Here is a 13,217-nt window from a genome sequence, read left to right as displayed (position 1 = left end):
AAAGCCTTGGTTGTCGTGTGTCAATTTGCCGCCCTGAAACTTTCGTCGAATAAGCGGTGCAGATGGCATCTGATCCGTTGGTAGAAGCGGCTTTTACGGGGTGTGGATAAAGCCCGGATGGGCCAGAATAGAGGGCCCGGCGAGCGGTCGGGATCGTGGAGAATTGAGTTATGGGGTTTGATCAGATTCGTCAGCGCCGTTTGTCTGACGATATTGTCGAGCGGCTTGAAGGCATGATCCTTGAGGGCACGCTCAAGTCCGGTGAGCGGCTGCCGGCCGAACGGACCCTGGCTGAGCAGTTCGGTGTGTCACGCCCTTCGTTGCGCGAGGCGATCCAGAAGCTGGCGGCCAAAGGCTTGTTGGTCAGTCGCCAGGGCGGCGGCAACTATGTGGTGGAGTCGCTGGGCTCGACGTTCAGTGATCCGCTGCTGCAGCTTTTGGAAAGCAATCCCGAAGCGCAGCGTGACTTGCTGGAGTTCCGTCACACCCTGGAAGCGTCCTGCGCTTATTACGCGGCGCAGCGGGCCACGGATGTGGACCGCGATCGGCTGACGGCGGCATTCGAGGAGCTGCTGGATTGTTACTCGCGCCACGACGAGGTCAGCCGGGCGGAGGAGGGCGCGGCGGATGCCCGGTTTCACCTGGCGATCGCCGAGGCCAGTCATAACGCCGTGTTGCTGCACACGATTCGCGGCTTGTTCGACTTGCTCAAGCGCAACGTGGTGACCAACATCGGCGGCATGTACAAGCAGCGCAGTGAAACCCGCGACATGCTGATCAGCCAGCACCGGGAGTTGTACCAGGCCATCATGGGCGGGCACGCCGAACAGGCGCGGGAAGTGTCCAGCCGGCATATCTTGTATGTGCAGGAAGTTTTGGAAGAGGTGCGTCAGGAAGTGCAGCGCGTGGCGCGGGCGGAGCGGCGCAAGGGGATGTGAGCGTGCTTGCGAAGCCTGCGGGAGCGAGCTTGCTCGCGAAAGCGGTCAGTCTGACCCATCAATGCTGAATGTGTCGCCGTCATCGCGAGCAAGCTCGCTCCCACATTGGATCTTCAGTGAACACAAGACTGTGTATCGCCGTGATCGGGTGTGGGAGCGAGCTTGCTCGCGATAGCGGTCTCAAGGACGAAAGACTCAGTCTTCCTTGCCCTTGTTGCGCACTGCACGCTGCAGCTCGCGGCCGGCATCACGTTCACGCTCGGTATCGCGCTTGTCGTATTCCTTCTTGCCCTTGCCCAGGGCAATTTCGCACTTGATCAAGTGCTTGCTCCAGTACAACGACGTGCAGACGCAGGTGTAACCCTTCTGTTGCACCGAGGCGAAAAGTTTTTCCAGCTCGCGTTTGTTGAGCAGCAATTTGCGCGAGCGCACCGGGTCGGCAATCACGTGGGTGCTGGCGGTGGTCAGCGGCGTGATATGACTGCCCAGCAGCCAGGCTTCGCCGTCCTTGAGCAGCACATAGCTGTCGACCAGTTGCGCCTTGCCGGCACGCAAGCTCTTTACTTCCCAGCCGGCCAGGACCATGCCAGCCTCGAAACGTTGTTCGATGAAGTAATCGTGTCGCGCCTTTTTATTTTGCGCGATGGTCCCTGTGGGGTGTTTCTTCTGTTTAGCCATAGGGGCGGCATTATAGGCAGTTGCGCGCGTGTCGGCTACGGTGAAGCAGCGTGCTTGAGCACGTTGAGTGAATCCCGGACAATGCGGCCTCTTTTTTGAATGCTTGGGCGTGATCACGATGTCGACAGACAAGGTTTCTGTCCACGGCAGTTGGGCTAGCCGCTGGGTCTTCATACTCGCGGCGACTGGTTCTGCCGTGGGGCTGGGTAGTATCTGGAAGTTTCCGTACATGGTCGGCGTCTACGGTGGCGGCGCCTTCGTATTGATGTTCCTGGCGTGCATCGCGCTGATCGGCGCACCGGTGATGCTGGCCGAAACCCTGATCGGACGTCGGGCCCGGCAAAGCCCGGCCAATGCCCTGAAGGTACTGGCGGTAGAGGCTGGCCATTCGACCAAGTGGTCGTGGGGCGCCTTCGCCGGGATGATCACGGCGCTGTTGATCCTGTCTTTCTATAGTGTGGTCGGTGGCTGGTCCCTGGACTACATCATCGACATGGGGCGCGGGGATTTCCAAGGGGCCACGCCGGATCAGGTGGGCGCCTACTTCGGCAATGTGATCGCCGATCCCTGGAGGCTGACCCTCTGGCACACGATTTTCATGGTGCTCTCGGCGGTGGTGATTGCCCGGGGCGTGGTGGCCGGGCTTGAGCGCAGCCTGCGGATCATGATGCCGTTGCTGTTCGTGATGATCCTGGTGCTGCTGGGCTACAGCATGACCACCGGGCATTTCATGGAAGGCGTGCATTTCATGTTCGACTTCCAGCCGGAGAAAGTCCTGGACGGCCTTCTGCCGGCCATGGGGCATGCGTTTTTCTCCCTGAGCGTCGGGGTCGGTTCGATCATGATCTATGGCGCCTACATGCCCAAGAATGCCTCCCTGACCCGAACTGTGTTCGGCGTCGCACTGCTGGACACCTTCGTGTCGCTGCTGGCGGGCGTGGCATTGTTTCCGATTGTGTTCGCTGCCGGCCTGAATCCGAGCGAGGGGCCAGGGTTGATGTTCGTCAGCCTGCCCTTTGCCTTTGGCAGCATGGCGTTCGGCCAGGTGATGGGCGTGGTGTTTTTTCTCCTGGTGGCCATCGCGGCCTGGAGTTCGGCCATCTCCCTGCTGGAACCCATGGTGGCTTACCTGGTTGAACGGACCCTGCTCAGTCGTGCCTGGGTAACCTTCTGGCTGGCCTTCACCTGTTGGTTTGTCGGCCTGGGCACGGTGTTTTCCTTCAATATATGGAAGCAGGCGAAGTTTTTCGTGAACGAAGACGGGCTGTTCCATCTCTACCAGTGGGGCGCAACCGGAGGGCTGGATTTCTTCGGCGTGATTGATTTCTTCACCTCACGGATCATGCTGCCATTGGGTGGTTTGTGTTTCGTAGTGTTTGCAGGATGGATCATGGGGCGTGAAGCAGTGCGTGATGAGCTGTCGCTGCGTAGCCCGGTATTGTTCGGCTTGAGCCTGTTCTTGATGCGCTATGTGGCGCCCATCGGCATTCTTGTAGTGTTTGCCGCCCAGCTGTGGAAGTGACGCTTACATGACGACACATATTCAACGCTCGGCCTTGCTGCCCTACCCGGCGCAGGCGCTGTATGACCTGGTCAACGATGTGGCGAGCTACCCGGAGTTCTTGCCGTGGTGCTCGTCGGCCGAGGTGCTGGAAAGCTCTGAAACCCATATGCGCGCCAGCCTCAACATTGCCAAGAGCGGCTTGAGCCAGCGCTTTGTCACGCGCAATACGCTGGTACCGGGACAGTCCATCGAGATGAATCTGGAGGAAGGGCCTTTCAACCAGCTCCACGGTGTCTGGGTGTTCAAGCCGCTGGGTGAAAAGGCCTGCAAGATCAGCCTGGACCTGTCGTTCGACTACGCCGGTCCTCTGGTGCGGGCGACGCTGGGGCCGCTGTTCAATCAGGCCGCCAATACCCTGGTCGATGCGTTCTGCCAGCGGGCCAAGCAGAATGCAGAGCTCAAGCGTTGATTGAGATAGAAGTGGTGTATGCCTCGGCGGAGCGTCAGGTCTTGCGCACCTGCATGGTGCAGGAGGGCGCGAGTGTTCGCGCCGCACTGGCGGCATCCGGTATTGGCGATGTGTTTCCGGAGCTGGATCTGACGACTTGCCCGGTGGGGATTTTTGGCAAGCTGGTTGTCGATCCAGAGCATCAGGTGGTGCAGGCGGCCGATCGACTGGAGATTTATCGCCCGTTGTTGGCCGATCCGAAGGAAATTCGGCGCCTGCGCGCGGCCAAGGCTGCCCAGGCACGCCAATCGGAGCAATAACCTGGCTTGAATGACAGGCAATAAAAAACCCGGCATGCCGGGTTTTTTTATGCCGCCATTTATTGTGGCGATGTATCCAGGGGCTCTGGCGTCGGGACTGGTACGGTCTCGACTTTGTCCACATCCTTCTGGATCTGGTCCAGCAACGAACCTGGCTTGGCCGGTTTTTCCGGTTTTGGCTGTTCGGTCTTCTGGGTCGGGTCGGTAACGGTGTTGTCGCTGTCCTTGCCCAAGATGGCTTCGTCACGGCTTACGCCAGGCATGAAATCGCCTGACAGGCTGACGAGTTGGTCGTTGGGGCTGAAGATAACGCTGATGCGTTCCTGCTGGCGCTCACCGCCGCCTGGCTGCAAGCTGTATAGGTAATCCCAGCGATCGGCATGGAACGTGTCGGTCAGCAGGGGGTTGCCCATGATAAACCGTACTTGCCGGCGGGTCATTCCCGGGCGCAACTGGTCTATCATGTCCTGCGTGACGACATTGCCCTGCTGGATGTCGATTTTGTAAACCCCGGGGAATGAACAACCGGCGAGTGCGAGCAGTCCCACAAAGGTGAAACTGGTTAGCAAGAGCTTGGTGTTTTGCATCGGTGGGCGACTTCCACTATCTTGGCTGGGACAACGTAAACGCCGATCATACCCGCATTAAGAGAAGCTGCGAAGCAGCATCGCGAGAAAGCTGACCATGGTTGAAAATAGCGAACTACGCAAAGCCGGCCTCAAAGTGACCCTGCCACGGGTCAAGATTCTACAAATGCTCGATTCCGCCGAGCAACGCCACATGAGTGCTGAAGATGTCTATAAGGCGCTTATGGAGGCTGGTGAGGACGTCGGTCTGGCCACGGTTTACCGTGTTCTGACCCAGTTCGAGGCAGCTGGCTTGGTGGTGCGGCACAACTTCGACGGAGGCCATGCGGTCTTCGAGCTGGACGACGGCAAGCATCACGACCATATGGTCAACGTCGAGACCAGTGAAGTGATCGAATTCTTCGACGAAGAAATCGAGCGGCTGCAGAAAGCAATCGTCGACAAGTATGGCTTCGAGATGGTTGATCACAATCTTGTGCTGTACGTACGCAAGAAAAAGTAAGCATGTCGCGCGGACTATTACGGTTCGCGAAACGAACGAAGGCGACCTCAGGGTCGCCTTCGTGCTTTCTGCCGTTCTCAGATTTTCGCGGTAACGACCATTTTTTTCGCGTGGGCCAGGGATTCCTTGGTGAGGTCGATGCCCCCGAGCATTCGCGCCACTTCTTCTACGCGCTCGTTTTTGTTGAGCTTGGACACGGCGGTGCGAGTGGCATCCTCGCCGCGTACCTTATGCACAAATAGATGCTGGTGTCCCTGGGCGGCGACCTGGGGCAGGTGAGTCACCGTCAGTACCTGGCCGCGTTCCCCCAGTCGGCGCAGCAACTGGCCGACAATTTCCGCGGTTGGGCCACCGATGCCCACGTCCACTTCGTCGAATACCAGCGTCGGCACGCGAGAGGTCTGCGCGGTGATGACCTGGATGGCCAGGCTGATTCGTGACAGTTCGCCGCCGGATGCGACTTTGGCCAGCGCCTTGAGCGGTTGCCCGGGGTTGGCGCTGACCAGCAGTTCCACTTGCTCCAGCCCGTTGGGCTGGAGCTCGTCCCCAGCGTTGGGGCGCAATTCGATGGTGAAGCGCCCGCCGGGCATGCCCAGGCGCTGGATCTCCTGCTCCACGGCGCTGGCCAGCCCTGTTGCGGCGTGCTGCCGCAGTTCACTGAGCTCCTTGGCCTTTTCCTGGTAATGACGGGCATAAGAAGCCAGTTCGTCCCCCAGGCGCTCGATGGATTCATCGTTGGCGTTCAGGGTTTCCAGCTCTTCCAGCAGCCGCTGCTGGAGTTCGGCAACGTCGGCCGGCTGGATGCGGTGCTTGCGCGCCAGCGTATAGATGGTGTCCAGGCGCTCTTCCAGGTACTGCAGGCGGGCCGGGTCGGCATCGAAATGATCGAGGAACCGATTCAGCTCCCCGACGGCTTCTTCGACCTGGATCTGCGCGCTCGTCAGCAGGTTCGTCGCTTCGTTCAGGGCGCCCACCGAATTGTTCACGCTGGAGAGTCGGTTCAAGCTCGCTGTCAGCGCATTGAGCACATTGCCCGAATCGCTCTCGCTGCATTGTTCGACCACTTGCCGGCAAATGCCCAGCAGGGTTTCGGCGTTGGTCAGGTTCTTGTGTTCCTGCTCCAGCTCTGCCAGTTCATTTTCACCCAGGGCCAGGTTCTCCAGCTCTTCGAGCTGATAGCTCAACAACTGGTGACGGGCGCGCTGTTCGTCGCCGGAGTTGGAGAGTCGATCCAGTTCCTGCCGGGTTTGGCGCCAGCGTTGGGCCGCCAGTTGGACCTGTCGGGCCAGGTCGGTGGCGCCGGCGTATTCATCCAGCAAGCGGCGATGGGTGTCGGTCTTGAGCAGGGATTGGTGTTCATGCTGGCTGTGAATGTCGATCAGCAGCTCGCCGAGGGCCTTGAGGTCGCCCAAGGGGCAGGGCGTGCCGTTGATGTAGCCGCGGGAGCGGCCTTCAGCGGTGATGACCCGGCGCAGGATGCACAGGCCGTCGGTGTCCAGGTCGCGTTCGGCCAGCCAGGCGCTGGCCTCGGGGATGTCGACCAGGTCGAACGTCGCCAGGATGTCGGCCTTGTCCGCTCCGGGGCGCACTACGCCACTGTCGGCGCGGTCGCCCAGCGTCAGGCCCAGGGCATCGAGCATGATCGACTTGCCTGCGCCGGTTTCACCGGTGATCACACTCATGCCTCGATCAAGTTCGAGGTCGAGGTGTTCGACGATGGCATAGTTGTGTACGGACAGGTGCACCAGCATAAGGCCGCTCCCAGGCTTTAGGTCTGGTTATTTATACAGTGTTTTGTTTTGGCCTGACAATGCCTTCGCTTAGCTCGATTTGCTTGGATAAATGATTTTCTTAGCGCGGCGGGGAATGGTTATGCAGCTGTTTTTTGTAAGGTTAATTCGTCAGATGGGCCTTGAAGCTGCAAAACCCGACCCCATATACCGGGGCAGAAGCGCGAGTTGAGCTCGCGGACGAAGTTGAGAGGAGAAATCTATGGCTGACGAACAGACGCAGGACACGCAAAATCTAGACGCCAATCAGGCTTCCCAGGATTCCGGTGAAGACCTGGCGGCACGTGTACAAGTGCTCGAGGAGCAACTGGCCGGTGCGCAGGATCAGGCGTTGCGTGTAGCCGCCGACCTGCAGAATGTCCGCCGTCGCGCCGAGCAAGATGTAGAAAAGGCTCATAAATTCGCCCTGGAGCGTTTCGCCGGCGACCTGCTGCCGATCATCGACAGCCTGGAGCGTGGCCTGGAACTGTCCAACCCGGATGACGAAAACATTCGTCCGATGCGCGAAGGCATCGAGCTGACCCTGAAGATGTTCCAGGACACCCTCAAGCGTTATCAGCTCGAAACCCTTGATCCCCATGGCGAACCCTTCAACGCCGAGCACCACCAGGCCATGGCGATGCAGGAAAGTGCCGACGTCGAGCCAAACAGTGTGCTGAAGGTTTTCCAGAAGGGCTATCTGCTCAATGGGCGCCTGCTGCGTCCGGCCATGGTCGTGGTCAGCAAGACGCCAGCGCCGGTTTCGCCTTCTATTGATGAGCAGGCTTGAAATCGGTCTTAGCGGCCCCATCTATATGTCAAGCGTTTAAGTGCTACCGCAGTTAGCCACCACTGCTGCGGCAACAAAATCCAAGTTCCGGGAGAGTTAACATGGGCAAGATTATCGGTATCGACCTGGGGACCACCAACTCGTGCGTCTCCGTGCTGGAAAACGGCAAGGCCAAAGTCATCGAAAACGCTGAAGGCGCGCGTACTACGCCGTCTATCATCGCTTACGCCAATGATGGCGAGATTCTGGTTGGCCAATCGGCCAAGCGTCAGGCAGTGACCAATCCGCATAACACCCTGTACGCGGTGAAGCGTCTGATCGGTCGCAAGTTCGACGAAGAAGTCGTCCAGAAAGACATCAAGATGGTGCCTTACAAAATCGCCAAGGCTGACAACGGCGACGCCTGGGTTGAAGTGAACGGCCAGAAAATGGCGCCGCCACAGATCTCGGCTGAAATCCTCAAGAAAATGAAGAAAACCGCCGAAGATTACCTCGGCGAAGCGGTGACTGAGGCGGTCATTACTGTGCCTGCCTATTTCAACGACAGCCAGCGCCAGGCGACCAAAGACGCCGGCCGCATCGCGGGCCTGGACGTAAAACGTATCATCAACGAACCGACTGCGGCCGCTCTGGCCTACGGTATGGACAAGGCCAAGGGCGATCACACCGTGATCGTTTACGACCTGGGTGGCGGTACCTTCGACGTTTCCGTGATCGAGATCGCTGAAGTCGACGGCGAGCATCAGTTCGAAGTATTGGCAACCAACGGTGACACCTTCCTCGGTGGTGAAGACTTCGACATCCGCCTGATCGACTACCTCGTCGACGAGTTCAAGAAAGAAAGCGGCATGAACCTCAAGGGTGACCCGCTGGCCATGCAGCGCCTGAAAGAAGCCGCTGAAAAAGCCAAGATCGAACTGTCGTCGAGCCAGTCGACCGACGTGAACCTGCCGTACATCACCGCAGACGCCACCGGTCCTAAGCACCTGAACGTAAAAATCTCCCGCGCCAAGCTCGAAGCGCTGGTGGAAGACCTGGTTCAGCGCACCATCGAACCTTGCCGCATCGCGATGAAAGACGCCGGTATCGACGTTGGTTCGATCAACGACGTGATCCTGGTTGGCGGTCAGACCCGTATGCCACTGGTTCAGAAGTTGGTGACCGATTTCTTCGGTAAAGAAGCACGTAAAGACGTCAACCCTGACGAAGCTGTTGCCATGGGTGCTGCTATCCAGGGCGCGGTATTGGCTGGTGACGTGAAAGACGTTCTGCTGCTCGACGTCAGCCCGCTGACTCTGGGTATCGAAACCATGGGCGGCGTAATGACTGCGCTGATCGAGAAAAACACCACGATTCCTACCAAGAAATCCCAGGTGTTCTCGACTGCCGACGACAACCAGGGCGCAGTGACCATTCACGTGCTGCAAGGTGAGCGTAAGCAAGCCGCACAGAACAAGTCCCTGGGCAAGTTCGACCTGGCCGAGATTCCACCAGCACCACGTGGCGTGCCACAAATCGAAGTGACCTTCGACATCGACGCCAACGGCATCCTGCACGTCGGCGCGAAAGACAAGGCTACCGGCAAGACTCAGTCGATCGTGATCAAGGCCAACTCCGGTCTGTCCGAGGAAGAAATTCAGCAGATGGTTCGCGATGCTGAAGTCAACGCCGAGGAAGACCGCAAGTTCGAAGAACTGGCCAGCGCTCGTAACCAGGGCGATGCCTTGGTGCACTCGACTCGCAAAATGATCGCTGATGCTGGCGAAAAAGTGACCGCGGAAGAGAAAACCGCCATCGAAGCGGCCGTGGTTGCCCTGGAGGCTGCCGTCAAAGGCGACGACAAGGCCGCCATCGAAGCGAAGATCGAAGAGCTGTCCAAGGTCTCTGCGCCAGTGGCTCAGAAAATGTACGCCGAACAGGCTCAGCCTGCAGAAGGCGCGGCTGCGCAGGGCGAATCGGCCGAGAAAGCCGACGACGTCGTTGACGCCGAGTTCGAAGAAGTGAAAGACCACAAGTAATCGCTTGTTGGTCGGCCGGTTGACTGCATTTGTGCGGTGGCTGGTAGGATGTCGCCGCGCGGGAGCTTGCTCCCGCGTTGGCGTGTCTGGAGCCAATGAATTTTTACAGCATGCGACAGCGCTCGGATGCTGGCGGTGTGATCGGGAATGCTCCTGCTTTCCGAGCGGCGGACACCGCGTTTTGGCCGGGTCCCTGGCTGAAAAACTTAAGACCAGGATCGTTGAATCGACGTGAGTTGGGTCCGGGCCTGTATTGGGGCTCAACGAGTTTGGCAAGGTTCAGGAGAGGTTTGCCGGACGTCCTATAAGAGTGCAAAGACTAATGGCAAAGCGTGACTTTTACGAAGTATTGGGTGTCGAGCGGGGGGCCAGCGAGGCGGACCTGAAAAAGGCCTATCGTCGCCTGGCGATGAAGCACCACCCGGACCGTAATCCCGGCGACAAAGCGTCGGAAGAGATGTTCAAGGAGGCCAACGAGGCCTACGAAGTGCTGTCCGATTCGAGCAAGCGCGCGGCTTACGATCAGTACGGTCATGCCGGCGTCGACCCAAGCATGGGTGGCGGCGGTGCCGGTTTCGGCGGTCAGAACTTTTCCGATATTTTCGGTGATGTGTTCAGCGATTTCTTCGGTGGCGGTCGCGGCGGTGCCCGTGGCGGCGCTCAGCGTGGCAGCGATTTGCGCTACACGTTGGAGTTGAACCTGGAAGAAGCGGTGCGCGGTACTACCGTCAATATCCGTGTTCCAACGCTGGTCAATTGCAAGCCATGCGATGGCTCGGGCGCCAAGAAGGGCTCCTCGCCCGTTACGTGCCCGACCTGTGGCGGTATCGGCCAGGTTCGCATGCAGCAGGGCTTTTTCTCGGTGCAGCAGACCTGCCCGCGTTGCCATGGCCAAGGCAAGATCATTTCCGATCCGTGCGACTCCTGCCATGGTGAAGGGCGTGTCGAAGAGTACAAGACGCTGTCGGTCAAAGTGCCGGCCGGTGTCGACACCGGTGACCGCATTCGCCTGTCCGGCGAAGGCGAGGCAGGTGCCCAGGGCGGCCCGACTGGTGATCTGTATGTGGTCATCAATGTGCGCGAGCATGCGATTTTCCAGCGCGACGGCAAGCACCTGTTCTGCGAAGTGCCGATCAGCTTCGTCGATGCGGCCTTGGGTGGTGAGCTTGAGATCCCGACCCTCGACGGTCGCGTCAAGCTGAAAATCCCCGAGGGCACGCAGACCGGCAAGCAGTTCCGGATCCGTGGCAAAGGCGTCGCGCCAGTGCGTGGCGGAGGTGCAGGCGACCTGATGTGCCGCGTAGCGGTGGAGACTCCGGTCAACCTGGGGCGGCGTCAGCGTGAGCTGTTGGAAGAATTCCGCAACTCGCTGGCGGATGACAACAGTCACTCCCCGAAAACCACTGGTTGGTTCGAAGGTGTAAAACGCTTCTTCGGCGACCTGTAAGGAGTTCGCATGCGACGTATAGCTGTGATGGGCGCTGCGGGGCGCATGGGCAAGGCGCTGGTCGAGGCGGTGCAGCAGCGCTCGCCGCTCTCCGGCCTGACAGCGGCCATCGTGCGGCCCGACAGCACGCTGGTAGGCGCCGATGCGGGCGAGTTGGCCTCACTGGGGCGTATTGGCGTGCCGATGTCCGGCGGCCTGGAGAAAGTGCTCGACGAGTTCGATGTACTGATTGATTTCACCTTGCCGGAAGTGATGCTGAAAAACCTGGCGATCTGCCGCAAGCACGGCAAGGCCATGGTGATCGGTACGACGGGGCTGGATGCTGCGCAAAAGCAATTGCTGGCCGATGCGGGCAAGGACATTCCGATCGTGTTTGCCGCGAACTTCAGCGTGGGTGTGAATCTGTCGCTGAAGCTGCTGGACATGGCGGCCCGGGTCTTGGGTGACGATGCGGATATCGAAATCATCGAGGCGCATCACCGGCACAAGATCGACGCGCCTTCGGGAACGGCCTTGCGCATGGGTGAGGTGATTGCTGATGCGTTGGGTCGTGATCTGCAGGAAGTGGCAGTGTATGGGCGTCAGGGGCACACCGGTGCTCGTGAGCGCAGCACCATCGGTTTCGCCACTGTGCGCGGCGGTGATGTGGTGGGCGACCACACCGTGCTGTTCGCCACTGAAGGCGAGCGCCTGGAGATCACCCACAAGGCATCGAGCCGGATGACTTTCGCCAAGGGTGCCGTTCGCGCGGCGCTGTGGCTGGATGGCCGCGAGCCTGGTTTGTACGACATGCAGGACGTTCTCGACCTGCGTTGATGCCCCTGGGGGCGGGGTTCAGGTTATACTGAGCCCCGTTTTACACCGCTTCGCGACGGCCTGTCGCAACCCCCTGCCTTCAAGGCTCATTAGCGGTGGACCAAAAAAGCCTTTTTCTGTAAGCTACAGCTTTAGTGTGTCCACTAAAAGCGCGCAGAATAATTCAGTGAACAAGCGGGGTGACGTGTCCATACGTCACTCCGCTTTTTTACAACCTGCGATCGCCCTTTCAGGCTTTATTTACGGGAGGTCTTCTTGACTAAGCCAGCCATACTCGCCCTTGCTGATGGCAGCATTTTTCGCGGCGAAGCCATTGGAGCCGACGGTCAGACCGTTGGTGAGGTGGTGTTTAACACCGCAATGACCGGCTATCAGGAAATTCTTACCGATCCTTCCTACGCCCAACAAATCGTTACTCTGACTTACCCGCACATCGGCAACACCGGCACTACACCGGAAGACGCCGAGTCTGATCGTGTCTGGTCCGCCGGCCTGGTCATCCGTGACTTGCCGCTGGTAGCGAGCAACTGGCGTAACACGATGTCCCTGTCCGATTACCTGAAAGCCAACAACGTCGTGGCGATCGCCGGTATCGACACCCGTCGCCTGACCCGCATCCTTCGGGAAAAAGGCGCGCAAAACGGCTGCATCATGGCCGGCGACAACATTTCCGAAGAAGCCGCCATCGCCGCTGCCCAGGGCTTCCCTGGCCTCAAGGGCATGGACCTGGCGAAAGTCGTCAGCACCAAGAAACAGTACGAATGGCGCTCCACGGTCTGGGACCTGAAGACCGACAGTCACGCGACGATCGAGGCTTCCGAGCTGCCTTACCACGTCGTGGCCTACGATTACGGCGTCAAGCTGAACATCCTGCGCATGCTGGTCGAGCGTGGTTGCCGCGTCACCGTGGTGCCGGCCCAGACCCCGGCCGCCGACGTCCTGGCCCTCAAGCCCGACGGTGTGTTCCTGTCCAACGGCCCGGGTGACCCGGAGCCTTGCGACTATGCGATCCAGGCGATCAAGGACGTGCTGGAAACCGAGATTCCGGTATTCGGTATCTGCCTCGGTCACCAACTGCTGGCTCTGGCTTCGGGCGCCAAGACCTTGAAGATGGGCCACGGCCACCACGGTGCCAACCACCCTGTGCAGGACTTGGATACCGGCGTGGTGATGATCACCAGCCAGAACCACGGTTTCGCGGTGGACGAAGCCACTCTGCCGGCCAATGTGCGCGCGATTCACAAGTCGCTGTTCGACGGCACGCTGCAAGGTATCGAGCGCACCGACAAGAGCGCGTTCAGCTTCCAGGGCCACCCTGAAGCGAGCCCGGGCCCGAACGATGTGGCCCCGCTGTTCGATCGCTTCATCAGCGAGATGGCCAAGCGACGCTGACCGCGAGA

At 59.5% G+C, this 13,217-nt stretch carries 13 protein-coding genes; 10 read left to right on the top strand and 3 right to left on the bottom strand.

The annotated features are described in order from the left end of the window. Positions 1-170 precede the first annotated feature (170 nt). Positions 171-938, top strand: a complete 768-nt coding sequence (locus tag TK06_RS16880; RefSeq protein ID WP_063322993.1) for an FCD domain-containing protein — start codon at positions 171-173, stop codon at positions 936-938. Positions 939-1,133: 195 nt separating this feature from the next. Here the strand turns inward: TK06_RS16880 and smpB are convergent, their stop codons facing one another. After that, positions 1,134-1,616, bottom strand: coding sequence for an SsrA-binding protein SmpB (smpB, locus tag TK06_RS16875; RefSeq protein WP_042730880.1), 483 nt, complete (start codon positions 1,614-1,616; stop codon positions 1,134-1,136). Positions 1,617-1,734: 118 nt separating this feature from the next. On the opposite strand from smpB, the gene TK06_RS16870 reads away from it, so the two are divergent. The 3 genes from TK06_RS16870 to TK06_RS16860 are packed head-to-tail and all read left to right on the top strand — an operon-like array spanning position 1,735 to position 3,888. Continuing rightward, positions 1,735-3,138, top strand: a complete 1,404-nt coding sequence (locus TK06_RS16870; RefSeq protein WP_063325167.1) for a sodium-dependent transporter — start codon at positions 1,735-1,737, stop codon at positions 3,136-3,138. Positions 3,139-3,145: 7 nt separating this feature from the next. Continuing rightward, entirely contained in the window at positions 3,146-3,589 is a 444-nt protein-coding gene (locus TK06_RS16865; protein WP_024617726.1) for a type II toxin-antitoxin system RatA family toxin, read from the top strand. Beyond that, positions 3,586-3,888: an RnfH family protein gene (locus tag TK06_RS16860; RefSeq protein ID WP_063322992.1), complete on the top strand. Its 303-nt coding sequence runs from the start codon at positions 3,586-3,588 to the stop codon at positions 3,886-3,888. The genes TK06_RS16865 and TK06_RS16860 overlap by 4 nt, the downstream gene beginning before the upstream one ends. Before the next feature lie 59 nt (positions 3,889-3,947). On the opposite strand, the gene TK06_RS16855 is transcribed toward TK06_RS16860, so the two are convergent. Next, complete coding sequence (locus TK06_RS16855; RefSeq protein ID WP_063322991.1) at positions 3,948-4,475, bottom strand: outer membrane protein assembly factor BamE; 528 nt, start codon at positions 4,473-4,475, stop codon at positions 3,948-3,950. 97 nt (positions 4,476-4,572) lie between these two features. On the opposite strand from TK06_RS16855, the gene fur reads away from it, so the two are divergent. After that, entirely contained in the window at positions 4,573-4,977 is a 405-nt protein-coding gene (gene fur / locus TK06_RS16850) for a ferric iron uptake transcriptional regulator (protein ID WP_003197684.1), read from the top strand. Between the two features lie 77 nt (positions 4,978-5,054). Here the strand turns inward: fur and recN are convergent, their stop codons facing one another. Then, complete coding sequence (gene recN, locus TK06_RS16845; protein ID WP_063322990.1) at positions 5,055-6,728, bottom strand: DNA repair protein RecN; 1,674 nt, start codon at positions 6,726-6,728, stop codon at positions 5,055-5,057. Between the two features lie 241 nt (positions 6,729-6,969). Here recN and grpE point away from each other — a divergent pair, with 241 nt between their 5' ends. The 5 genes from grpE (at position 6,970) to carA (ending at position 13,209) form a co-directional block, all read left to right on the top strand. Then, a complete protein-coding gene (gene grpE, locus TK06_RS16840; protein ID WP_013692249.1) occupies positions 6,970-7,536 on the top strand; it encodes a nucleotide exchange factor GrpE in 567 nt (188 codons plus the stop codon). 101 nt (positions 7,537-7,637) lie between these two features. Next, positions 7,638-9,554, top strand: coding sequence for a molecular chaperone DnaK (gene dnaK / locus TK06_RS16835; RefSeq protein WP_014336568.1), 1,917 nt, complete (start codon positions 7,638-7,640; stop codon positions 9,552-9,554). Positions 9,555-9,876: 322 nt separating this feature from the next. Next, positions 9,877-11,001 carry a molecular chaperone DnaJ gene (dnaJ, locus tag TK06_RS16830; RefSeq protein WP_003197693.1) on the top strand — a complete coding sequence of 375 codons (1,125 nt, stop codon included), beginning with the start codon at positions 9,877-9,879 and terminating at the stop codon, positions 10,999-11,001. A gap of 9 nt (positions 11,002-11,010) precedes the next feature. Continuing rightward, positions 11,011-11,817, top strand: coding sequence for a 4-hydroxy-tetrahydrodipicolinate reductase (dapB, locus tag TK06_RS16825; protein ID WP_003197696.1), 807 nt, complete (start codon positions 11,011-11,013; stop codon positions 11,815-11,817). A gap of 255 nt (positions 11,818-12,072) precedes the next feature. Then, entirely contained in the window at positions 12,073-13,209 is a 1,137-nt protein-coding gene (carA, locus tag TK06_RS16820; protein ID WP_063322989.1) for a glutamine-hydrolyzing carbamoyl-phosphate synthase small subunit, read from the top strand. Positions 13,210-13,217: the final 8 nt, after the last annotated feature.

Origin of the sequence: Pseudomonas fluorescens (genome assembly GCF_001623525.1) — a bacterium.
GTDB lineage: Bacteria > Pseudomonadota > Gammaproteobacteria > Pseudomonadales > Pseudomonadaceae > Aquipseudomonas > Aquipseudomonas fluorescens_Q.
Note: the sequence above shows the minus strand (reverse complement) of the source record. Positions and strands in the feature narration are given on the sequence as shown.